The organism is Mesoflavibacter sp. (genome assembly GCF_964226795.1).
GTDB classification, from domain to species: domain Bacteria; phylum Bacteroidota; class Bacteroidia; order Flavobacteriales; family Flavobacteriaceae; genus Mesoflavibacter; species Mesoflavibacter zeaxanthinifaciens.
The window spans coordinates 115749-138279 of sequence record NZ_CAXQQP010000002.1 but is presented as its reverse complement, the minus strand read 5'-3'; the positions used below and the strand labels follow the sequence as shown (position 1 = coordinate 138279).

The 22531-nt window shown below is 32.6% G+C and carries 19 protein-coding genes; 17 read left to right on the top strand and 2 right to left on the bottom strand.

What is annotated here, in order from left to right:
• Positions 1 to 8: 8 nt before the first annotated feature.
• The 6 genes from ACEQT4_RS00855 (at position 9) to ACEQT4_RS00830 (ending at position 6376) form a co-directional block, all read left to right on the top strand.
• Positions 9 to 671 carry a peroxiredoxin gene (locus ACEQT4_RS00855; protein ID WP_370225572.1) on the top strand — a complete coding sequence of 221 codons (663 nt, stop codon included), beginning with the start codon at positions 9 to 11 and terminating at the stop codon, positions 669 to 671.
• 83 nt (positions 672 to 754) lie between these two features.
• Positions 755 to 2092: a rhodanese-like domain-containing protein gene (locus ACEQT4_RS00850; protein ID WP_370225571.1), complete on the top strand. Its 1338-nt coding sequence runs from the start codon at positions 755 to 757 to the stop codon at positions 2090 to 2092.
• Between the two features lie 150 nt (positions 2093 to 2242).
• Positions 2243 to 3598, top strand: coding sequence for a cytochrome ubiquinol oxidase subunit I (locus ACEQT4_RS00845; RefSeq protein ID WP_370225569.1), 1356 nt, complete (start codon positions 2243 to 2245; stop codon positions 3596 to 3598).
• Positions 3599 to 3607: 9 nt separating this feature from the next.
• A complete protein-coding gene (gene cydB, locus ACEQT4_RS00840) occupies positions 3608 to 4645 on the top strand; it encodes a cytochrome d ubiquinol oxidase subunit II (protein ID WP_370225568.1) in 1038 nt (345 codons plus the stop codon).
• Between the two features lie 122 nt (positions 4646 to 4767).
• Positions 4768 to 6225, top strand: coding sequence for an NAD(P)/FAD-dependent oxidoreductase (locus ACEQT4_RS00835; protein ID WP_370225567.1), 1458 nt, complete (start codon positions 4768 to 4770; stop codon positions 6223 to 6225).
• Positions 6226 to 6238: 13 nt separating this feature from the next.
• Positions 6239 to 6376: a hypothetical protein gene (locus tag ACEQT4_RS00830; protein ID WP_165353716.1), complete on the top strand. Its 138-nt coding sequence runs from the start codon at positions 6239 to 6241 to the stop codon at positions 6374 to 6376.
• A 187-nt stretch (positions 6377 to 6563) separates the two neighbouring features.
• Here ACEQT4_RS00830 and ACEQT4_RS00825 read toward each other — a convergent pair whose 3' ends face one another.
• Complete coding sequence (locus ACEQT4_RS00825) at positions 6564 to 8654, bottom strand: TonB-dependent receptor domain-containing protein (protein ID WP_370225566.1); 2091 nt, start codon at positions 8652 to 8654, stop codon at positions 6564 to 6566.
• Between the two features lie 86 nt (positions 8655 to 8740).
• On the bottom strand, positions 8741 to 9115 hold the full coding sequence (locus ACEQT4_RS00820; RefSeq protein ID WP_370225564.1) for a hypothetical protein: 375 nt from the start codon (positions 9113 to 9115) through the stop codon (positions 8741 to 8743).
• Between the two features lie 133 nt (positions 9116 to 9248).
• Here ACEQT4_RS00820 and ACEQT4_RS00815 point away from each other — a divergent pair, with 133 nt between their 5' ends.
• The 11 genes from ACEQT4_RS00815 to ACEQT4_RS00765 all read left to right on the top strand — a co-directional run bounded on the left by ACEQT4_RS00815 (position 9249) and on the right by ACEQT4_RS00765 (position 22358).
• Positions 9249 to 10559, top strand: a complete 1311-nt coding sequence (locus ACEQT4_RS00815; protein ID WP_370225563.1) for a TolC family protein — start codon at positions 9249 to 9251, stop codon at positions 10557 to 10559.
• 76 nt (positions 10560 to 10635) lie between these two features.
• Positions 10636 to 11712, top strand: coding sequence for an efflux RND transporter periplasmic adaptor subunit (locus ACEQT4_RS00810; RefSeq protein ID WP_370225562.1), 1077 nt, complete (start codon positions 10636 to 10638; stop codon positions 11710 to 11712).
• Between the two features lie 225 nt (positions 11713 to 11937).
• Positions 11938 to 15150, top strand: coding sequence for an efflux RND transporter permease subunit (locus ACEQT4_RS00805; RefSeq protein ID WP_370225560.1), 3213 nt, complete (start codon positions 11938 to 11940; stop codon positions 15148 to 15150).
• Between the two features lie 84 nt (positions 15151 to 15234).
• Positions 15235 to 15540, top strand: coding sequence for a hypothetical protein (locus ACEQT4_RS00800; RefSeq protein ID WP_370225559.1), 306 nt, complete (start codon positions 15235 to 15237; stop codon positions 15538 to 15540).
• A 19-nt stretch (positions 15541 to 15559) separates the two neighbouring features.
• Positions 15560 to 15748, top strand: a complete 189-nt coding sequence (locus tag ACEQT4_RS00795; RefSeq protein ID WP_027879860.1) for a DUF2892 domain-containing protein — start codon at positions 15560 to 15562, stop codon at positions 15746 to 15748.
• Positions 15749 to 15826: 78 nt separating this feature from the next.
• Entirely contained in the window at positions 15827 to 16381 is a 555-nt protein-coding gene (locus ACEQT4_RS00790; protein WP_370225558.1) for a YeeE/YedE family protein, read from the top strand.
• 4 nt (positions 16382 to 16385) lie between these two features.
• On the top strand, positions 16386 to 16802 hold the full coding sequence (locus ACEQT4_RS00785) for a DUF6691 family protein (RefSeq protein WP_027879862.1): 417 nt from the start codon (positions 16386 to 16388) through the stop codon (positions 16800 to 16802).
• 86 nt (positions 16803 to 16888) lie between these two features.
• A complete protein-coding gene (locus tag ACEQT4_RS00780) occupies positions 16889 to 17227 on the top strand; it encodes a DUF4870 domain-containing protein (protein WP_027879863.1) in 339 nt (112 codons plus the stop codon).
• Between the two features lie 131 nt (positions 17228 to 17358).
• On the top strand, positions 17359 to 20271 hold the full coding sequence (locus ACEQT4_RS00775; RefSeq protein WP_370225557.1) for a sensor histidine kinase: 2913 nt from the start codon (positions 17359 to 17361) through the stop codon (positions 20269 to 20271).
• Positions 20272 to 20274: 3 nt separating this feature from the next.
• Complete coding sequence (locus ACEQT4_RS00770; protein WP_370225555.1) at positions 20275 to 21027, top strand: LytR/AlgR family response regulator transcription factor; 753 nt, start codon at positions 20275 to 20277, stop codon at positions 21025 to 21027.
• A 113-nt stretch (positions 21028 to 21140) separates the two neighbouring features.
• A complete protein-coding gene (locus ACEQT4_RS00765) occupies positions 21141 to 22358 on the top strand; it encodes a hypothetical protein (RefSeq protein ID WP_370225554.1) in 1218 nt (405 codons plus the stop codon).
• Positions 22359 to 22531 lie beyond the last annotated feature (173 nt).

Sequence of the window (22531 nt, the reverse complement as noted above, 5' to 3'; positions counted from 1 at the left end):
AATATATTATGGAAACAAACACAGAAGCAAACCAAATTAATCCAATGCCAAGAATAGGCGACCAAGCACCAGATTTTGAAGCAGTAACTACTAAAGGAAAAATTAAATTTTCTGATTTTGCAAAAGATAAATGGGTAGTAATGTTTTCTCATCCAGCAGATTTTACACCGGTTTGTACAACAGAAATGAGCGGATTTGCAATAAGAAAACCAGAATTTGATGCACTTAACACAGAGCTTATTGGTTTAAGTATAGATAGTATACACGCACATTTAGGTTGGGTACAAAACGTAAGAGAAAATACAGGTGTATATTTTGATTTTCCTATTATCGCAGATATTGATATGAAAGTATCTAAGCTTTACGGAATGTTACAACCTAACGAAAGTGAAACAGCAGCTGTACGTGCGGTTTTCTTTATAGATCCAAGTAAAAAAATACGTCTTGTAATGTATTACCCATTAAATGTTGGTCGTAATATGGACGAAATTTTAAGAGCTTTAGAAGCACTTCAAACGTCGGATAAATACAAAGTAGCGATGCCTTTAGATTGGAAAAAAGGTGATAAAGTAATTGTTGGACCACCAAAAACTTTAGACGAGTTAAATGAAAGAATCAACGACGACTCTCTTGAAAAAGTAGACTGGTATTTAGCAAAGAAAAACCTATAAAAAACTCTTAAAATATCGGTCTTTTCATCAAGTTAAGACCGATTTTTTTTATCTTAATTTCAACTAAAGCAAAACTAAACAAAATGAATATTACTCAATTTGAAGACAAGCCATTAGCGCATTATTCTTATGCAATAATTAGCGATAATAAAATGGCTATTGTAGATCCTTCCAGAGACCCAAAGCCTTACTATAAATTAGCTGAAAAAGAAAAAGCTAAAATCGTTGCGGTTTTCGAGACGCATCCGCATGCAGATTTTGTAAGTAGTCATTTTCAAATACATAAAGAAACTGGCGCAACTATTTTTGTAAGTAAATTAGTTGGTGCTAATTATCCGCACAAAACTTTTGATAATGGCGATGTTTTTAACTTAGGAAGCGTTCAGTTTTCTGCAATAAACACACCTGGTCACTCACCAGATAGTATCACAATTATTGCAAAAAATAACGCAGATTATGCCATGTTTTCTGGTGATACGTTATTTATTGGTGATGTTGGTCGTCCAGATTTACGCGAAAAAGCTGGAAATATGAAAGCTAAACGCGAAGAATTAGCCAAAAGCATGTACCAAACCATGCAAACAAAATTTAACGATTTACCAGACAATACCATTGTTTATCCCGCACATGGCGCAGGATCGCTTTGCGGTAAAAATATGAGTAAAGATGCATCAAGTACTTTAGGTCGAGAACGTGAAGAAAATTGGGCATTTAAAAATTTATCTGAAGTTGATTTTGTCAATCACATTTTAAAAGATCAACCATTTATTCCTTCATATTTTGGATATAACGTAGATATAAATAAAGTGGGCGCAAAAGATTATGAAAAGGCAATTTCAGAAGCAAACTTTCAATTTAAAGCAGATAGTTTTGAAGACAACGCCTTAATTATTGATGTTAGAAATGAAGCCGATTTCAAAAAAAATCATCTAAAAGGTAGCATAAATATTATGGCAAAAACCGAAAATGATAAGTTTGAAACTTGGTTGGGATCTATCGTCAAACCAAAAGAAGCATTTTATGTGGTTTTAAATTCAGTTGAAGATAAAGATGAAATACTACATCGTATAGCCAAAATTGGTTATGAAAATCAGTTAAAAGGAATACTTACTTTAGATGATTCATCTTTTGAAAGTACAGAAAAAATAGATTTATCAGACTTCAAAAATAATCCAAATCAATACACAATTATTGACATAAGAAATAAAAGTGAAGTAGAAGAAGGTAAGTTTTTTGATAACGCTATATCAATTCCTTTAAACGAATTAAGAGATTCTGAAAATCAAATACCAACAGACAAACCAATAGTTGTACATTGTGCTGGTGGATACCGTAGCGCAGCAGGAAGCAGTATTATTTCTAACTTAAAAAATGACGCTAAGGTTTATGATTTAAGTGATGCTGTTTCGGAGTTTAAATAGCATGTAGATATATTTAAAAGTATTAAAAACCAGTTGAAATTTATGTGTTTTAACTGGTTTTTTATTTATAAATGTTAAAGTTTAAAATATGTAATATTTGTTACTTATAGCCAACAATCTGTATCGTATTTTTGTTATAAACTTACAATTATGGATGTAGAAATCTTAGCCCGAATTCAATTTGCCTTCACTGTTGCTTTTCATTACATCTATCCGCCATTAAGCATTGGTATTGGATTAATCATGGTTATTTTTGAAGGTTTATATCTTAAAACCGGTAAAAAAGAGTACGAAATTTTAACTCGTTTTTGGTTAAAGATTTTCGCCATAACCTTTGGTATTGGTGTAGCAACCGGAATCATAATGGAGTTTGAATTTGGTACCAACTGGTCTGTATATTCCAAATATGTTGGTGATATTTTTGGAAGTGCTTTAGCTGCAGAAGGATTATTTGCTTTTGGACTAGAAAGTACCTTTTTAGGCATCTTAATTTTTGGATGGAATCGTGTATCGCCTAAAGTTCACTTTATATCAACAATAGGCGTGTTTTTAGGATCAATGTTTTCGGCAGTTTGGATTGTTGTAGCCAACAGTTGGCAGCAAACACCAGCAGGTTATCATATTGTAGGCGAAGGATTAAATGCTAGAGCAGAAGTAACCGATTTTTGGGCAATGGTTTTTAATCCATCTAGTGTAGATCGTATAATTCACGTTTGGCAAGGCGCATTTTTAGCAGGCGCATTTATGATTTTAAGTGTGCATGCGTATTATTTATTAAAAGGCAGATATGTTGAAATTTCTAAAAAAGCCTTTAAAATAGCATTATCTGTAGCTACAATAATTTCGTTAACACAATTAGTGTCAGGTCATAGTTCAGCAGATGGTGTTGCAGTAAATCAACCTGCAAAATTAGCAGCTATGGAAGGTCATTACGAGCAATCTGCTGCAGCCGATTTATATTTGTTTGGTTGGGTTGATCAAGCTTCAAAAACTGTTACAGGTATTGGTATTCCTGGCGGATTATCATTTTTAGTGCATCAAGATTTTAACGAACCTATTGCAGGTTTAAATGCGTTTCCTGAAGATGAAATTCCAACTCAAGTTAATGCTGTTTTTCAATTTTATCATATTATGATTTCTATAGGTATGTTTTTTATAGGATTAACATTATATGCTAGTTATTTATGGTGGCGTGGTAAATTGTTTGATAAAAAGTGGCTACTTAAAATATTTGCATTTTCGGTATTACTACCTCAAATAGCCAATCAAGCCGGTTGGTTTGCTGCCGAAATGGGACGACAACCTTGGGTTGTTTATGGTCATTTAAAAACAAGCCAAGCATTTTCTCAAGAGGTATCTGCAAATCAAATTTTATTCTCGTTAATTTTATTTTTTGTAGTGTACGCCATTTTATTTTTATTGTTTTTATACTCTTTAAATAAGAAGATAAAGCATGGACCATATGAAGAATCTGAAAATCCAGACGAATTTTTAAAATACACTTAATAGAAGATTATGGAAACATTTTTAGGTATAGATTATCCAACATTATGGTATTTAGTAGTAGGACTTTTATTTTCTGGTTATGCTATTTTAGAAGGTTTTGATTACGGTGCTGGCGCATGGCATTTGTTTTTAAGAAAAGATATAAGTAGGCGTATTGCCATAAATGCAATTGGTCCACTTTGGGATGCCAACCAAGTATGGTTAATTATTGGTGGCGGCGCATTGTTTGCAGGTTTTCCTGTAATGTATGCAACAATGTTATCGGCAATGTATATTCCGTTTATGTTGTTTTTAATGCTATTGGTATTACGTTCTGCTGCTATAAAATTTAGAAGTGCTGAAGAAATGAAATGGTGGCGAAAAACATGGGACATCATTTACTTTACATCAAACACATTAATTGCTTTTTTACTTGGCGTTGTTTTAGGAAACGTATTGCAAGGTTTTGAATTACACGAAAACTTTGTTTATAAAGGCGGCATTTTCTTTTCGTTTTTAAACCCATATTCATTAATGGTTGGGTTTACAACTTTATCCATTTTTATGACGCAAGGTGCTATTTTTCTTCTTCTAAAAACAGAAGGAAAACTACATGATAGATTATCTTTTTTGCTTAAAAGAGGAATGGTGTTCTTCATTGTCAGTTTTGTAGTTACATCTTTTTACACGTTAACGTATCTTCACGGTGTAACCGATAAATTTAAAGAACAACCTATATTTTTCGCATTACCAATTTTAGCATTTTTAGCAGTAGCCAATGTGCCAAGATTAGTATCTAAAAAGAAATACTTTTATGCATTAGTATTTTCGTCATTAATCATGGCATTTTTATTAATGTTAGTAGCTTTTCAATTGTATCCAGTGTTGTTGCCTTCAACTATAAATCCAGAATATAGTGTAACTATTTACAATGCAGCATCATCACAAAAATCATTAGGCATTATGCTTACTATTGTACTAATAGGTGCGCCACTTTTAGCATTTTATTTCTTGTTTTTATACAAAACTTTTAATGGAAAAGTCGAGCTAGACGATACTAGTTATTAACCCTAAGATTATGTAACATAGGTTACTGTGTAATTAGTTTTAAAATGCAACCTTTACATAGAGATTAAAAAGTAAAATACTTCAACTTTTCAATCTAAAAACTAATTCTTAATCTTAGTAAAATGTCAAAAATAGTCATTTTAGGAGCCGGAATTTCTGGTCATGTTGCAGCATCACATTTAAGACGAAAGCTGTCAAAAGATCACGAAGTTGTCGTAGTCTCTCCTAATAGTAATTACCAATGGATTCCGTCCAATATTTGGGTCGGAATTGGTAGAATGAAATCCAAAAAAATCTTATTCCCATTAGCGCCATTATACAAAAAGAAAGGCATTGGGTATAAGCAAGCCAAAGCGGTAACCTTTCATCCAGAAGGAGATAAAACAGAGCAGAAACCTTATGTTTTAGCCGAATATGTTACAGGTGAAAAGAAAGGAACTCGAGAAAAAGTTACTTACGATTACTTGATAAATGCAACAGGACCAAAGCTAAATTTTGAAGCAACAGAAGGCTTGATTCCAGGTGAAAATAAAACCTATTCCGTTTGTACTTATACGCATGCAGATCATGCTTGGCATGGTTTAAATGAAGTGATTCAGCAAATGAAAAACGGAAAAAAAGCCAAAATTTTAATAGGTACTGGTCACGCCAAATCGACGTGTCAAGGTGCTGCATTTGAATATATTTTGAATGTAGAACAAGAGTTACGTAGACATAAAGTACGTGATATGGCTGAAATTACTTGGATATCTAATGAATATCTATTAGGAGATTTTGGTATGGACGGTATGTTAATGAGTTACGGAAGCATGACGATGAAGTCTAATGAGATGATAGAAATGATTTTTGAAGATCGAGATATAAAATGGATTACAGGAGCAGGCGTAAATAAAATTGAAGATGGCATAGCGCACTACGAAAATTTAGATGGCGAATACAAAACCGAAACTTATGATTTTGCAATGTTAATTCCAGCATTTTCAGGTCACGGTTTTAAAGCTTACGATAAAAATGATAACGACATTACAGACAAGCTATTTAAAGGCTTTATGATTGTAGATGCTGATTATACACCAAAACCTTATGAGCAATGGAGTGTGCAAGATTGGCCAGAAACGTATCAAAACCCAAGCTATAAAAATATTTTTGCACCAGGTATTGCTTTTGCTCCGCCACATACAATTTCTAAACCAAGAAAAAGTAAAAATGGAACTGATATATTTCCTGCTCCACCAAGAACAGGTATGCCATCAGGTATTACAGCAAAATTAGTAGCAGATAACATTATTGATAGTATTAAATCCGGTAAAGAATCTTTACATCATAAAGGGTCAATGGGAAATATGGGAGCAGCATGTATAGCTTCTGCTGGTTATGGTATGACTCAAGGAAGTGGTGTAAGTATTACCACATACCCAATTGTACCAGATTATAATAAATATCCAAAAACACAAGGTAGAAAACTAGGGAAAACCTTTGGAGATATAGGTTTAGCAGGACATTGGTTAAAATTAGCCTTACACTACGCCTTTATTTACAAAGCAAAAATGCGACCATTTTGGTGGTTGATTCCTGAATAAAAAAATTAAGATTATGACACAAAGAATATCAAAATATCAGCGTTTTAAAATGATGAATCCTATTATACAATTTTTTAAATTCATCTATTTAAGTATTAAAATAATGATTGTTGTTGCTGGCGGACATGGCGGCACAAGAAAAGTAAACTGACGTGGTTGTCAGTGATTTTGGTTGGTTTTTAATTGAAAAAGGGCATTTTTAAAATGCCCTTTTTCTATATGATTTAACAATCAAAATTGCGTCAGTTCACGTGATTTTTAGTGTTTGCTTAGTGTAGTCGAAGCAGAACTAAAAAATTGTATCAAGAACTTTTAATAAATAAACTGAAGAGTTTTTATTAAAATTGATACTGCACAAAAGCAGAAAAGTTACGTCCTGGTTCTGTAATAGGTGTTCTTCCAAAATCAGCTTGATTAGTAAAACTAAAGTTTAAGTGGTTATTATAGGCTTCATCAAAAATATTTAATGCTGCAACACCTAATGTTAAATTTTTAAGTGGTTTTACACCTAATTTTACATCTAAAGTTTCATAACCAGCTGTTGTAGTTTCTCCAAAACTTTCTGCAATATTCTCTTGTTTGCTTGTGACGTTATATTGCACTTTTGCCCAATATTTTTCACGATCTAAGCCTAAAGAAAACGTGCTATTTAATGGCGGTGTAAGTGGTAAAGATTCACTTAAATCATTGTTTTTTGCATACACGTAAGCCAATTCAGTTTTAAAATAAAAATCATTTAAAAAGTTAACTTTCGCCATAGCTTCAAAACCAGTTTTATAAGCGTTATCTAAATTTCTAAATACTTTTACTTCTTGTGGCATTGCAGTTGGCATATACTTGCGTGTAATTGTTGGATCTACAACCGCTACGATATAATTTTCGAATTTAGAATAGTAAAAACTAGCCGCGTAATTAAAGTTGTTTTTATTGTTTTTTCCTTTAAAACCAATTTCAAATTGATTGTTAACTTCTGGTTTTAAATTTGGGTTTCCTAAATATTCATAAGGATCTTGACCAACAGTAAAATGATTAATATAACGCTCTATCATATTAGCACTTCGTACACCACGACCATAAGCAGCTTCTAACGTAAAATTATCTGTAACTAATCGCTTGATAGAGACTGTTCCGCTTACGTTGTTATCTGTTTTTTCTTCTAAATCGTAACGCGCAGCAAAGTCGTCTTCTGGATCTTGGATATCACTTTTTATTAAGTCATAACGCATACCAGCAGTCAGTACTGTTGTTGGGTTAATTGCCCATTTTGCTTCTGTAAATACACCATAATCGTTAATGTAAGAATCTTGCCAAACCTTGTCGTTAAACACCATTGGCATAGCAAGTGGCATACCCATCATGTTTAACTTTATGGTTCTGGTTCTTCCACCATCTCTAGCAATAGACAAAGCGTCCAAACCACTAAAAATTGTCAGTTTTTTTGCTGGTTGCCAGTTTAATTCTAATTTTCCGCCAATGGTTGTAGATTCAACAGAAGATTCTGCCGCCATGCGTACAAAAGAAGGTCTGTCAAAATTTGTCATTAAATGATCTACGTAGCTGTAATACGCTTTCGCGGAAAAGCTTTTAACAGTTTCACCTAAATCAGAAATTTTATAATCTAAAGACAGGATACTACTATCATCATATTCGGTATCCATCATTAGCGCAGCATGTTGTACATCACGACCAAAAGATTGACGCCAATGCGCTTGTAAACGTTGATTGTCTGTAAAATTATAACCTAACTTTATACCATAATCGGTGCTTCTAAAAGACGATGGAATTTCAACACCATTGCCATCTTCATAGCTTCCAAAATCTCTATAACCAACATTACCTACAATGTCATATTTGTTTTCAATATATTGTAATTGAAGCATGTTTACCATCGAGTTTCCGTTGGTTTCATATCCAGCTGATGCTTTACCATGAAAGCCTTTATCTAAATAATTTGGTTTTTGAGTGACTAAGTTTACAATACCGCCAAATGTTGCGCCATAACGTACGGTGTACGGACCTTTAATAATTTCAATTTTTGAAATTTCTTCAGGAATCACATGTGTTGTTATTGGATCCATACGGTTTGGGCAAGCGTGCATTGCTTTAGTTCCGCCATCATATTGCACGTTTAATTGCTCGTATTGGCTAGCTCTAAAACTTGGGTCTATTGCGTAATTACCTCTTTTAATAACAGAAAAACCGTTAATATCATTAAATAAATCGGCTACGTTTTTAGGTTGAACAATAGTTTCATCATAATTATTAGTAACAATAGTATGTATCGGGTCTGTTTTTAAATTTCCGGTTATAATAACTTCGTTTAAAGTTGTTACTTTTTGTGTAGTTGTATCTTTTACTTTAGGGTTTGTTTGAGCAATAGATACGGTTGTGATTAGCGCACATAATAATGCACTATAAAATGTTTTCATCGTATATTTTTATTTGAAAATTTGTAATAAGTCTGTGGTTTTAATACTGAAAAACAGTATTAAAGCTAAAATAATGGTATGTAGACTTAAACTTGAGGTGGATGAAAACAAGACGATTTATAACTAAAGTTATAAAGGTTAAGGTAGGTAAAGTTTTCCCTTTTTAAACTATAAAAGTTTGTTTGTAATTTATAATCTGTAATGTCTTGTTTAAATAGAAGTAACTCTTCAAAATTTATAATTTTAACAGGCTCATTTTCGTCACCAGTCGTTTGAGCTACTTTTTTTAAATGACACTTTCCGTTACATTGTAATTCTGGTTTGTCTTTATTCTCGCAAAGCTCTTCAATAAAACCAATAGGATCTAATTCGTAGTATATAAAAGTAAAAGACACTCTTAGCATATTAAATATAATAAGAGCGTTTAAACTAACCGCAAAAATGAAAATCCATTTTTTCATATCGCAAAGATAAATTGTAGATATTAATTTAAATGTGACAAAAGTCACATTAGGCTATCATTTTATCTAGGTAACATATGTTACTGACATGGGTGTTTTCTAAACGTACATTTGTATCAGTAAAAATTGAAAAATGAAACACATAATTAACTTATCAATCCTATCAGTATTTATATGGTCTGCCTCAATACAAGCACAAGAGGTAAAACCAATAAGTAAAAGTGAAGTTTTGACTCAAGTTTCAGAAAACAATACATCTATAAAAATTTCTGAAGAAGAATTTAACCAAGCTAAAGCAGATTATAGACAGACCAATGCTATTTTTTTGCCAAATATTACAGCTAGTCACACAGGTATTTCTACAACAAATCCTTTAATGGCTTTTGGTTCAAAATTAAATCAAGAAATTTTAACAAGCAATGATTTTAATCCAGCATTGTTAAACGATCCAGAAACAACACAAAACTTTGCAACTAAGCTAGAAGTACAACAACCATTAATTAATGTAGATGGAATATTTCAGCGTAAAGCAGCCAAATCTAAAATGGAAGCTATGTCATTAAAAACACAGCGTACAGAAGATTACATTGCTTTTGAAGTAGATAAAGCCTACATGCAATTACAATTAGCATACAAAGCTGTTGATGTTTTAGAAAAAGCATTAGAAGCCGCAAATGCAAATAAAAAATTAGCAGATAATAGTTACGAGCAAGGTTATTTACAACGTGCCGATGTACTTAATGTAGAAGTGCGTGTTACAGAAGTAAAAAACCAATTACAACAAGCCAAAAGCAACGTGCAAAATGCGTCTAATTATTTATCGTTTTTAATGAATGACGACACATTTATAACCTACAAACCTAGCGATACACTAACACCTTATGTGCGTACCATGGAATTGAAAACGTTTACTGAAAACCGTAGCGATATCAAAGCAATGCAGTTGGCAAGTAAAGCTTATGAAGCTATGAGTAAAGCAGATAAAATGGCGTTTTTACCACGTTTAAACGCTTTTGGAAGTTACGAAATGTATGATGATAAAATCTTTCAAGCAGATGCCAACGGATACATTGTTGGTGCGCAATTAAGTTGGGATATTTTTCAAGGATCAAAGCGTTTTGGAAAAGCTCAAAAAAGTAGAGCTGAGTTTGAAAAATCGAAGCTTGAATACAATCAATATGTATCAAAAAGTAAGTTAGAATTAAATAAAGCTAAAAGAATGCTTATTGATGCCGAAAATAAATTAAACCTATCAAAATTAGCTTTAGACCAATCTGAAGAATCACTTCGTATTCGTACCAATCGTTTTAAAGAAGGTTTAGAAAAAACATCAGATTTATTGATGGCAGAAACCCAATATGCACAAAAACAATTAGAATATTACCAAACCATTTTTGAATACAATTACGCTTTAGCGTACGTCAATTTTTTAACTAAAGAATAACCTCTCGACTGCGCTCGAGGAGACAAATTTTGTCAGGTCGAGCGCAGTCGAGACCTAAATATAAAACTCAATTAAAATGAAAAAACTATATACCATCTTATCTCTTTCAACCGCAATACTAATAGCAAGTTGTGGTAACGAAGACAAAAAAGTAGTTGCAGATAACTTACCAGCTATTCCTGTAAAAGTAGCACAGGTTAGCGACAATAATGACAGTCCATTTTTAGCGGTAAGCGGAAAAATCCAAGCCGAAAACAGTGCTAATTTAAGTACCAGAATGATGGGTTATGTCAATAACGTACCTGTAAATGTTGGCGATAAAGTAAGCAAAGGACAATTGTTAGTAGCAATTAATAATGCCGATTTGCAAGCGCAAAAAGCACAAATAAACGCAAATATCACAAAAGCTACAGCAGCATTTAATAACGCTAAAAAAGATTACGAGCGTTTTAAGTCGCTATTTGCTCAAAACAGTGCCTCTCAAAAAGAAATGGATGATATGACAGCCAATTACGAGATGGCAAAAGCAGGTCTTGAAGCTGCAAAACAAATGAAAAACGAAATTAACGCACAATTTGCTTACACTAATATTACTGCACCTTTTAGCGGAGTTATTACAAGCAAAAATGTAAAGAAAGGCGATATGGCAAATCCAGGTCAGCCTTTAATTTCAATAGAAGCACCAGGTGATTTTGAAGTGGTTGCAATGGTACCAGAAACCGAAATTTCAGACATAAAAAAAGATACAAAAGTAAGTGTAAATGTAAAATCTATTAACCAAACTATTTCTGGAAAAGTAACCGAAGTCAGTACATCTGCAGCACAAACCGGCGGACAATATTTAGTGAAGATAACCTTAGATAAAACCGATGCAAAAATTCTATCAGGAATGTTCACAACGGTACAATTTCCTGTAGAAAGAAAAGCAGAAACTTCAATGGTTTTAATACCAAAAGAAGCTATTGTAAACAACGGTCAGTTAAGCGGCGTTTATACAGTAAGCCAAAGTAATACAGCTATTTTGCGTTGGTTGCGTTTAGGTAGAACGTTTGGAAATGAAGTAGAAGTATTATCTGGTTTAAACGCCAATGAAAGTTATATTGTTTCAGCTGAAGGAAAGTTGTATAACGGAGCGAAAATTAGTGTGCAGTAATTCAGTTTGCAGTAGGCAGTAAATAGTACTGAATTTTAAATTAATAACAACATTGAATTAACAGTTCAAAGTCGCGTTAGGGATAGAAGCGGCATTCTTTTTACGTCAGTTCGAGTGAATTTGTGTCACATTGAGCGCAGTCGAAATGAAACAAATTTGTATCGAGAACAAGTAAAAAGATATAGCGAATAGCCCGTTAAAACGCCCAAAAAATAAGAAATCAAAATGAAAGAAGGTTTAGCAGGAAAAATTGCCAAAGTCTTTATGACATCGAAGCTTACAGTGCTTTTAATGATTGTTTTTATGGTCATTGGTGTGTACAGCTCGTTTTTAATTCCTCGTGAAGAAGAGCCACAAATTGATGTGCCTATGGCAGATATTTTTGTGGGTTATCCTGGTGCAAGTCCAACCGAGGTTGAATCTAGAGTTATTAAGCCTTTAGAGCAATTAATTTCGAATATAAAAGGTGTGGAATATGTGTATTCTACATCTATGAAAGAACAAGGAATGGTCATCGTTCAGTTTTATGTGGGCGAAGATATCGAGCGTTCTTTTGTGAAACTTTACAACGAAATCAATAAGCATATGGATGAAATGCCTGAAGGCGTAACGTTTCCATTAGTGAAAACACGTGCTATTGATGATGTACCGATGTTGGGTTTAACGTTGTGGAGTGAGACTTATGACGATTTCCAATTAGGGCAAATGGCTCAAGAATTAGAAGCCGAAATTAAGAAAGTAAATGATGTTGCAATTACACACAAAATAGGTGGAAGAGAACGTCAAATACGTGTCGTTTTAGATAAAGATAAATTAGCAAGTGCTGGCTTAGATTTTTTATCGGTTTCTGAAATGATTAAAGCCAACAATGCGCAACTAAATAGCGGCACTTTTGATATAAATGATACCGAATTTGTTGTAAACACAGGCAAGTTTTTAGAATCGATGACTGATGTTGAAAATCTAGTTGTTGGTGTTCAGCAAAATCAGCCCATCTATTTAAAGCAAGTGGCGAAAATTGTTGATGGTCCTGAAGTGCCTCAAAATTACGTTAGTCTTGGTTTTGGTCAAGCTAGCGAAAAAGCAAGTGATTACAAATCAGAATATCCAGCAGTAACTATTTCGGTAGCAAAACGTAAAGGAGCAGACGCAATGAAAATTGCAGATGTCATCATTGATAAAGTAGAGCATTTACGCAAAACCTTGATTCCTGATGATGTACACGTAGAAATCACCAGAAACTATGGTGAAACGGCGTCTCACAAAGTATCAGAATTACTATTACACCTTATAGGTTCTATCATCGCAGTAACATTTGTTGTGATGTTGGCTATGGGTTGGCGTGGTGGATTGGTCGTGTTTTTATCGGTGCCAATTACATTCGCATTAACGTTGTTAAGCTACTACATGCTGGATTATACCCTTAACCGAATTACCTTATTTGCTTTAGTATTTGTAACAGGTATTGTGGTAGACGATTCCATTATCATTGCCGAAAATATGCATAGGCATTTTAAAATGAAACGCCTGCCATTTAAACAAGCGGCATTATATGCTATTAATGAAGTTGGTAACCCAACTATTTTGGCAACATTCACTGTAATTGCATCGGTATTACCTATGGCGTTTGTGTCTGGATTAATGGGACCATATATGGCGCCAATGCCAATAGGTGCGTCTATTGCGATGATATTATCATTATTTGTAGCCTTAACAATTACACCATATTTAGGTTATATTTTCTTGCGTGAAAAAGATAAAAATACTTCGACAAGCTCAGCAACCGAAGAAGAAAAACCTAAAAAACCATTAGAAGACACATTAATTTATAAGTTCTACGAAAAATTTGAACGTCCTTTAATTGAAAGTTCTTCAAAACGTTGGTTGTTTTTAGGATTGACTTTCATCTTGTTGATGGGTACGATGGTGATGTTTTTTACAAATTCGGTAGTTGTAAAAATGTTACCGTTTGATAACAAAAATGAATTTCAGGTAGTAATTGATATGCCAGAAGGGACAACCTTAGAGCGAACTGCGGTTGTAGCTCAAGAAATTTCGCAATACTTATCAACGCGACCAGAAGTGGTTAATTATCAAAATTATATTGGTACTTCTGCGCCAATTACTTTTAACGGTTTAGTACGTCACTACGATTTACGCGGTGGAAGCAATATGGCAGATATACAAGTGAATTTGATTGATAAAGGCGAACGTAGTGCTCAATCTCACGATATTGCAAAATTATTACGTCCTGAAATTCAAAAGATAGCTTCAAAATATAATGCGAATGTTAAGGTTGTTGAAGTACCACCAGGACCACCAGTATTATCAACTTTAGTGGCTGAAATTTACGGTCCTGATTATGATAAGCAAATGGAGATTGCTAACGAAGTTCAAAATATTTTGAATAATACAGAAGACGTTGTTGACGTCGATTGGATGGTAGAAGCTGATCAAAAAGAATTTCAATTCACTATAGACAAAGAAAAAGCAATGCTTTACGGTGTAGCACCAAAACAGATTGCGTACACGATGAATATGGCATTATCCAACAGACCGTTAACCGTTTTGTATGATGAAGATGCTGTAAATCAAATCGGTTTAGTTTTGGCTTTAGATGAAAAGGAAAAGTCAACTATTCAAGACATTTCACAACTAAAAGTGAAATCGCAACAAGGTAATCTAGTTCCGATTGTAGACTTGGTTGATATTACTGAAACTACAAGTGCTAAAAGCATTTACCGTAAAAACCAAAAGCGTGTGGTGTATGTGTTAGCAGATATGGCTGGTAAATTAGAAAGTCCTGCGTATGTTATTTTAGGAATGGAAGAGAAGCTAAAAGCGATTAATTTACCACAAGGCTATGAGATTAATGAAATGTATTTTGGACAGCCAGAATTTGAAGATGATTACACCGTAAAATGGGATGGCGAATGGCAAATTACCTTGGAAGTATTTAGGGATTTAGGAATAGCTTTTTTAGGTGCAATTGCTTTAATCTACATCTTAATTGTAGGTTGGTTCCAAAACTTTAAAGCACCAATAGTAATGATGGTTGCCATACCATTATCGATGATTGGAATTATTCTAGGTCATTGGTTGATGGGCGCATTTTTCACCGCAACATCATTTATTGGTATGATTGCGTTAGCGGGAATTATGGTACGTAATTCGGTATTACTCATCGATTTTATCAATCTGAGGTTAGAAGAAGGCGTGCCACTAAAACAAGCTGCAATAGAAGCAGGAGCAGTGCGTACAACACCAATTTTATTAACAGCAGGAACAGTAGTCATAGGTGCATTTGTTATCCTATTTGACCCAATCTTTCAAGGATTAGCTATTTCGTTAATGGGTGGAACTATCGTTTCGACTGTATTAACCTTATTGGTTGTGCCTTTAGTGTATTATATGATAGAACGTAAAAACCATAAATAAAAAGCTGATCGAGCACAATTAAGTGTCATGAGAGTTTAAAAAAAAATCTTAGTTGTGCTCATTTGGCCAGTAAAGTTGAGAGATATGAAATTAGTATTAGTAACCGCAGTAGAAGAGTTTCATAAAGATGTAATTAAACTTTTTAAAAAAGCAGGTATTGAAAATTTTAGCGAATCTGATATAGATGGTTATAAAAACAACCATGCTTTAATTATGTCTACCAATTGGTTTGGAGCAGAAAATGCAAGTAATGAGTCTACAATGTTTTTCTCATTTACAGAAGACATGTTTATTGATATCCTTTTTGATTTAATAAAGGAATTCAATAGCAATTTAGAAACCAACAATCCTGTTAAAGCGATTGTTGTACCCATAGAAAGAGCAATTTAAATTCAAATAAATAATAGTTATGTTAAACAGGTATATAAGAGCAATAGCAGGAATTTTTGTTATAATAAGCGTATTATTAGGTATGTACGTTAATCAAAATTGGTTGTGGTTTACAGTGTTTGTAGGCGCTAATTTATTTCAGTCTGCAATCACTAAATGGTGTTTGATGGAAGATATTTTAACTAAAGTGTTTAAAATCAAAAACTAAAAAAATCTCTAACAGTTAAAAGAGATTTTAATTTCCATAAATTAAATTATAGCATGTATTTTTGCACAAAATTGATTTATGGAATTTTTTTTACAACCATGGTCTTGGTTGCTCTCAGGTTTTTTAATAGCACTAATTATGTTTTTTCTTTTAATAATGGGAAAAACTTTTGGTATGTCTTCTAATTTACGCACTTTCTGTGCCATTTGTGGTGGCGGTAAGTTTAGTCAATTATTCAATTTTAATTGGAGAGAACAAAGCTGGAACCTATTAGTTGTTTTAGGAGCAATTTTAGGAGGATTTGTAGCTAAGAATTTTATGACTGATGGTACGATGCCGCAAATTAGTAACGCTACAAAAGAAGGTTTAACACAAATAGGCTTTTCTGAAGATAACGATTATCTACCCAAAGAATTGTTTTCTGCAGAAGCCTTACAAGAGCCAAAAACAATTATTATTTTAATTGTTGGCGGATTGCTTATAGGTTTTGGTACACGTTATGCAGGCGGATGTACTTCAGGTCATGCTATAACAGGTTTAAGTAACCTTCAAAGACCTTCATTATTAGCTGTAATAGGATTCTTTATTGGAGGATTAATTATGGTACATTTATTATTTCCTTTAATTTTTTAGTACAATGAAAAAAGTATTCATCTATTTAGTAGTCGGTTTCTTTTTTGGAATAATTATGTACAAATCTGAAGCAGCATCGTGGTTTAGAATATATGAAATGTTTCGATTTGAATCTTTTCATATGTATGGTATTATTGGTACAGCATTATTTTTTGGAATTATCTTTATCCAACTTATAAAAAGAAAAAAAATCAAGTCTATTGATGGTAGTCCAATAGTTATTCCTGATAAAGAAAAATCAATATATCGTTATCTGTTAGGCGGTATTATATTTGGATTAGGTTGGGCTTTAGTAGGAGCATGTCCTGGGCCAATGTTTACATTAGTAGGAGCTGGTTTTTTACCAATATTAATAGTTATTGGATCTGCAGTTATAGGAACGTTTATTTATGGAGTTTTAAAAGATAAACTTCCTCATTAACAATAATTTAATTAATAAGTTCTTAAAATTTTGTAACTTTTTTGATAAATGTGCGTCATATAAGTATCAATCAAAAAAGTATTATCATGCAAGAGAATAAACAATTAATAGTATTAACACATTTAAGTCAGTTAATTACTTTAGTAATAGGTTTTGGTAGTTTGTTGCTACCTTTAATTATTTGGTTAACTCAAAGAGATAGAGTTTATGAGTTAGACCAACATGGTAAAAATATAGTTAATTTTCAACTAAGTTTATTAGTGTATTTTATTATATGTATTCCCTTAATTTTACTATTAGGTCTAGGTATCTTAGGTTTTATAGTTTTAGGTTTGATATCTATTATTTTTCCTGTGATAAATGCGATCAAAGCTAGTCACGGAGAAACTCCAAAATATCCTTTATCTTTTAATTTTATTAGTTAGTTAGTTTTAGATAAAGTTAAAAACGCAACCATAACCAAGGTTGCGTTTTTTGTTTAGAAAAAAAACGACTGCTTACAGAAAAAACAAAGCTTGATTAGCTAATTAAATATTAAGTTTGCTAATTATAAGCTATGCAATTAATATTTAGATACATAATATTTGTTTTTATTATTGGTTTTGGAAGCGTTGCTCATGCTCAAAATCCAGTAATACAACATATGTCTAAAGTCTCAAATCTTCCAGATGTTGAGTTTTATGATATAGCAGAAGATAGCCAAAACTACATTTGGCTTGCTGCAAACAAAGGTTTATACCGTTACAACGGAAAAAGTTACAAACACTTTAGTCATCCTCAACAAAGAGGAAATTCTCTTTTTCAATTAAAATTTGATGCTAAAAATCAACTTTGGTGCAACAATATTTATGGGCAATTATTTTATGTTGAAAACGATAGTTTAAAACTATTTTATGACGCTAGTAAGTTGGTAAATGGACAATTAGCAAATTTTGAAATATTAGAAAACAGCATACGTTTATTCACTGTTATTGGCATTTTTGATATTGATAAAAGCACCAAACAAGTTACCGAAGTATTTAAAGGTATGTGTATTACCAATGCTAAAGATGGTAACAATAACTACACATTTATAATTAATCTTGAAGGCGATTTAGAGCGTCATCGATTATACAAATTCGATAATAATACAATAACAAAAATACTTGAAATCACAAGTAGAAATCGTATACAATCACCAAGAATTTTCGCCTTTAAAAACACTGTTTTTTTTACACACAAAAATTCTGATGGAAACATCATTTATAAAATAGATAAAATAAAAAACACATCAAAAAAAGTAGTAACGCCTGCTAGATTAAAAAATGAAACCATTTATAATGTTTTGAATATTGAAAATAACTATTGGTTTTTAACCAGTTCTGGCGTGTTTGTTTATGGTTTTGAAAATGAAATTTTCACGTTTAAAGAACAACTTTTTAAAACAGAATCTATTACCGATGTTCAAGTAGATTTTAATAAAAACTACTGGTTTACAACTTTAGATAATGGTGTGTTTGTATCACCTAACTTAAATATTCGTCGTGTTGAATTATCAAATTTAGACTCTAAAATCACAGCTTCTGTTGCGTTACAAAACAATCAATTTGTCTTAGGAACCAATGATGGTAAATTACTGTTTTACAATCATAATCAGTTAATAAAAACACTGCAATTACCAGGAAAAAAAATCATTGGTAAACTATTTTATGATGCTAAAAGCGAACAATTAATAGTAAGTATTAATGCTTCAGAATCGTTTGTAGTTAATCTTAAAAATGACAAAATTTTAGATGTAAATAACCGATTTTCAGTTGCTAAAACCTTTTCTAAAATAGATGATAATACCTTGTTTTATGGTAATTATCGCCAAGGTATTGTGTATAAAAATCCGTTTAATCATCCTGAACAACAAATCCTAAAGGAAAGTCGTGTAAAAGCTTCGGAGGTTTCTAATAATCATTTATTTGTATCGTACATAGACGGACTTTACAAATACAATACGAAAACATTTAATGCAGAAGAAATCTTTTTCAATTCTAAAAGTTTACTGGTTAATACATTAACAAAAACTAACGGGACAGTTTGGGTTGCAACCCAACATAACGGATTATTAAAATACGAAAACAATACGCTAAAACCTTCAGGAATTAACCTTCCTGAAAATCTTCAAATTAATGCCATTAATGCTGATGGTTTAGTGCTTTGGATTTCAACCGATGTTGGATTATTTCAATATCATACAAAAACACATCAGCTTAAATCGTTAAGTGCGCAAGATGGTTTAAATACAGCGATTAATGATTTTTTAATACTTCAAAATCAAATTATTGTAAGCTTGCCTAAAGCATTTTATGTGCTACCAAAATCAGACGCATTGTTTAAAGCTTTTAAAACAGCCAAGGTTAGGATAGAAGCTGTAAAGATTAACGACCGCGATACATTAGTTGCAACTAACTACAAACTGCCGCATCATTTAAATAAAATTGATATTTCGTTTAACTCAAACGGATTTCAATCTAACCAACACGTAAGCTACCAATACCGCGTTAAACAAATAGACACTAGTTGGCAAAACATACCGCTAAACACACATTTTGTTACTTTTAATAGTTTGTCTAGTGGCACCTATACTTTTGAATTAAAAGCCCAAAATTTAAGTGCACAACAAGCTGTTTTTGCAACACCAATAACCTTTGTAATTGCTAAACCATTCTGGGAAACCTATTGGTTTTATGGTTTAGTTGTAACAGCAATAATAGGTTTAGTTTGGCTCTATTTTAGATGGCGATTACAGCAAAAAGAAGCACAGCGTATTGCTGAAGTTGATAAAATTTTAATCGATAAAAAAATAACGAATTTAAGGTTGGAAAATCTGCGTTCGCAAATGAATCCGCATTTCATTTTCAATGCCTTAAATTCTATTCAAGATTATATCATTTCAAACGAAAAGGAATTGGCAAGCTCGTATTTAGTAAAGTTTAGCCGATTAATCCGCATGTATTTAGATTACAGTCAGCAAAACGAAATTACTTTAGAAGAAGAATTAAACGCTTTAAAACTGTATTTAGAATTAGAAAAAGTGCGTTTTGAAGATGAATTGGAATACAAGATTTCGGTTGATAATCAATTGAAAACAAAACAGATAAAAGTACCGTCGTTATTCATTCAACCGTATGTTGAAAATGCTTTAAAACACGGATTGTTACACAAATTAAACGACCGAAAATTACATATTGAAGCGAAAATTATTCAGCAAAATAAATTAGAAATTACCGTTGAAGATAACGGAATTGGTCGCGTACAATCGGAAAAATTAAAACGACCAAACCAACAGCACAAACCTTTTGCAACTAAAGCTAATGAAGAACGTGTGCACCTATATAAGAACAAATTAAAACGTGATATAACCATAACTACCAACGATTTGTATTACGAAAAAGACGTTGCTGCAGGTACAAAAGTGGTTATCACGATGCCAATACATTAAGATATGAAAGCGATAATTATAGACGACGAAAAACGCGCTAGACATTTACTATCCAACTTGCTAACCGAACATTGCGCAAGTATTACTAGCATTGAAGAAGCGCAAGATTTAGCATCTGGTGTAGATTTGATTAAAACCAGTAAACCAGACGTTGTTTTTTTAGATATTGAAATGCCAAATCAGTCTGGATTAGATATTTTAGAATATTTCCCAAACCAGATAGATTTTAAAATCATTTTCGTAACAGCATACAACCAATATGCAATTGAAGCTTTCAAATTATCGGCTGTAGATTATCTATTAAAACCAGTAGATACAAATGAGTTAAAAGAAGCAGTAACAAAAGCTGAAGAAGCCATAAAAGCCAACAATTTAAACGACCAGTTAAACAAGTTACGCGACTCGTTAAAGCAACTATCCATGGACAAAATTGCTTTAGAAATTCCTAAAGGCATCATGTTCGCATCGCATAATGATATCGTCTATTTTGAAGCCGATGGTATGTACACTAACGTACAACTTATGGATGGTAAACAAAAAACCATTTGTAAACCTTTAAAGCATTTTGTTGAGCAATTAGAACGCAACGCAATGTTTTTTAAATGTCATCGTTCCTATTTAATCAACTTAAAATATGTTGATGAATTGGTTAAAGATGATGGCGATTATTTATTAATGAACAATCAAAAACGCATCCCAATTTCAAAATCTAAACGCGATCAGTTTCTTGAAGTGATTAAGGAAACCTTTATGTGATTGATTTGAAGGTTTTAAAATTCCTTCAGAAAAAAAATCATCATTTTCAGAAAAAACCAAATTAAGAATAGTGCATAAGTGCTTTATTTTGAAGTCCACTAAACACAATTCTTATGAAAAAAATAGTTCTATTATTCGTTTTGGCATTATGCTACAACGTTTCGCATGCGCAATTTGGAAAAATGCTTAAAAAGAAAGCCAAAGCAGCAGTAGAGAAGAAGTTAGATAAAAAAGAAAGTAGCAATTCGTCTTCAAAATCTGAAAACGCTTCAGGAATGGTTGGCAGTTCTTCAACCGAAAATTCATCTAAGACAGAATATACCGATGAAGAATTTAAAGCAGAATTAGCCAAAAAATATCCAAACGACCAGGCAAAGCAAGATTTATACTATCAAAAATATCTTGAGAAAAAGCAACAAGAAGCAGATGCTAATAAGCCTAAATCTGCAAATTCAGTAAGTGATGAGTTTTTATACATGTCTTACCCATTTGCAATGACAAAAGGCATGAGCGCAGTTGGTGTAGATCGTGTAAAAATAAGACGCCAAATGACAGATATGGGTGATAATGTAGATTTATTGCCTGCACAAGATCCAGATTATGCATGGTTACGCTTTTTAACAACACCAGAACTAGTAGCCATGTCACCAGAAGGTTATATTGGTTACGAGTTGGTTTCAGGAATGTTTACAACCAAAGTAGGTGCAGATAGATCACAAACTTTAGAGCTTGGTACAGGAATGCCAATTTTAGTAAGAGGTATGCTAATTGCAGACGATGTATTTGTAATTTACGCAGCTTCGCACCAAGGTGGACATGCATTTAACGTACCATCATATATGCACGAAAAAGATATTACTATTTTAAACGTAATAGGTAAAGGCGATCAACAATTTCATTTAGAGTGGTTAGAAAAAGCGAAGCCAATTGTAAAGGAGTTTGAAGCAACGTTAAAAGCAAATTATGATGCTGCTGCAAAATCAACCATGGATGCTATAAAAATGCCAAAAGCAGGTAGCATGAATAGTAATGCGTCATTAGTGAGTTTTGCTAAAGAAAATGTATCTAAAACCATTGCCAAAGATGGTGCAAAACTTCTAAAGTTAAATATAGAATCTAACGACTGGAGTATTGTAAAAAACAAATACACAGGTCGTATTTTATACCGTTGGATTAAAGGTGCATTCACAGAAAAAAACAAAAATAACGACTGCTATTTACAAGGTTTTTTAATCAAGCAACAATACAATGGTAGTGGTTATGGTAGCTCACAATTTGGTGGTATTATTCACGGACAAATGCCATACGGACAAAAAATGAATTGCGAATAATTAATATACACTAATAACCATAGTTTTTAAAGTCTGCTTATTTAAGCAGGCTTTTTTTATAATATTTAGTGTAAGAATAATCTTCATAAATCATTCAGAAAGAAATTAGACCTATTCAGAAAAAAGCACATTGAAAACCTTTAAAAGTGAAGTTATTTTGTTGTTGAATATTA

Coding starts and splice junctions, on each gene's coding strand:
- ACEQT4_RS00790 (WP_370225558.1), top strand. CDS start 15,827: ATGGAATTTTTTTTACAACCATGGTCTTGGTTGCTCTCAGGTTTTTTA.
- ACEQT4_RS00775 (WP_370225557.1), top strand. CDS start 17,359: ATGCAATTAATATTTAGATACATAATATTTGTTTTTATTATTGGTTTT.
- ACEQT4_RS00845 (WP_370225569.1), top strand. CDS start 2,243: ATGGATGTAGAAATCTTAGCCCGAATTCAATTTGCCTTCACTGTTGCT.
- ACEQT4_RS00825 (WP_370225566.1), bottom strand. CDS start 8,654: ATGAAAACATTTTATAGTGCATTATTATGTGCGCTAATCACAACCGTA.
- ACEQT4_RS00855 (WP_370225572.1), top strand. CDS start 9: ATGGAAACAAACACAGAAGCAAACCAAATTAATCCAATGCCAAGAATA.
- ACEQT4_RS00785 (WP_027879862.1), top strand. CDS start 16,386: ATGAAAAAAGTATTCATCTATTTAGTAGTCGGTTTCTTTTTTGGAATA.
- ACEQT4_RS00770 (WP_370225555.1), top strand. CDS start 20,275: ATGAAAGCGATAATTATAGACGACGAAAAACGCGCTAGACATTTACTA.
- cydB (WP_370225568.1), top strand. CDS start 3,608: ATGGAAACATTTTTAGGTATAGATTATCCAACATTATGGTATTTAGTA.
- ACEQT4_RS00810 (WP_370225562.1), top strand. CDS start 10,636: ATGAAAAAACTATATACCATCTTATCTCTTTCAACCGCAATACTAATA.
- ACEQT4_RS00815 (WP_370225563.1), top strand. CDS start 9,249: ATGAAACACATAATTAACTTATCAATCCTATCAGTATTTATATGGTCT.
- ACEQT4_RS00800 (WP_370225559.1), top strand. CDS start 15,235: ATGAAATTAGTATTAGTAACCGCAGTAGAAGAGTTTCATAAAGATGTA.
- ACEQT4_RS00835 (WP_370225567.1), top strand. CDS start 4,768: ATGTCAAAAATAGTCATTTTAGGAGCCGGAATTTCTGGTCATGTTGCA.
- ACEQT4_RS00780 (WP_027879863.1), top strand. CDS start 16,889: ATGCAAGAGAATAAACAATTAATAGTATTAACACATTTAAGTCAGTTA.
- ACEQT4_RS00830 (WP_165353716.1), top strand. CDS start 6,239: ATGACACAAAGAATATCAAAATATCAGCGTTTTAAAATGATGAATCCT.
- ACEQT4_RS00820 (WP_370225564.1), bottom strand. CDS start 9,115: ATGAAAAAATGGATTTTCATTTTTGCGGTTAGTTTAAACGCTCTTATT.
- ACEQT4_RS00795 (WP_027879860.1), top strand. CDS start 15,560: ATGTTAAACAGGTATATAAGAGCAATAGCAGGAATTTTTGTTATAATA.
- ACEQT4_RS00805 (WP_370225560.1), top strand. CDS start 11,938: ATGAAAGAAGGTTTAGCAGGAAAAATTGCCAAAGTCTTTATGACATCG.
- ACEQT4_RS00765 (WP_370225554.1), top strand. CDS start 21,141: ATGAAAAAAATAGTTCTATTATTCGTTTTGGCATTATGCTACAACGTT.
- ACEQT4_RS00850 (WP_370225571.1), top strand. CDS start 755: ATGAATATTACTCAATTTGAAGACAAGCCATTAGCGCATTATTCTTAT.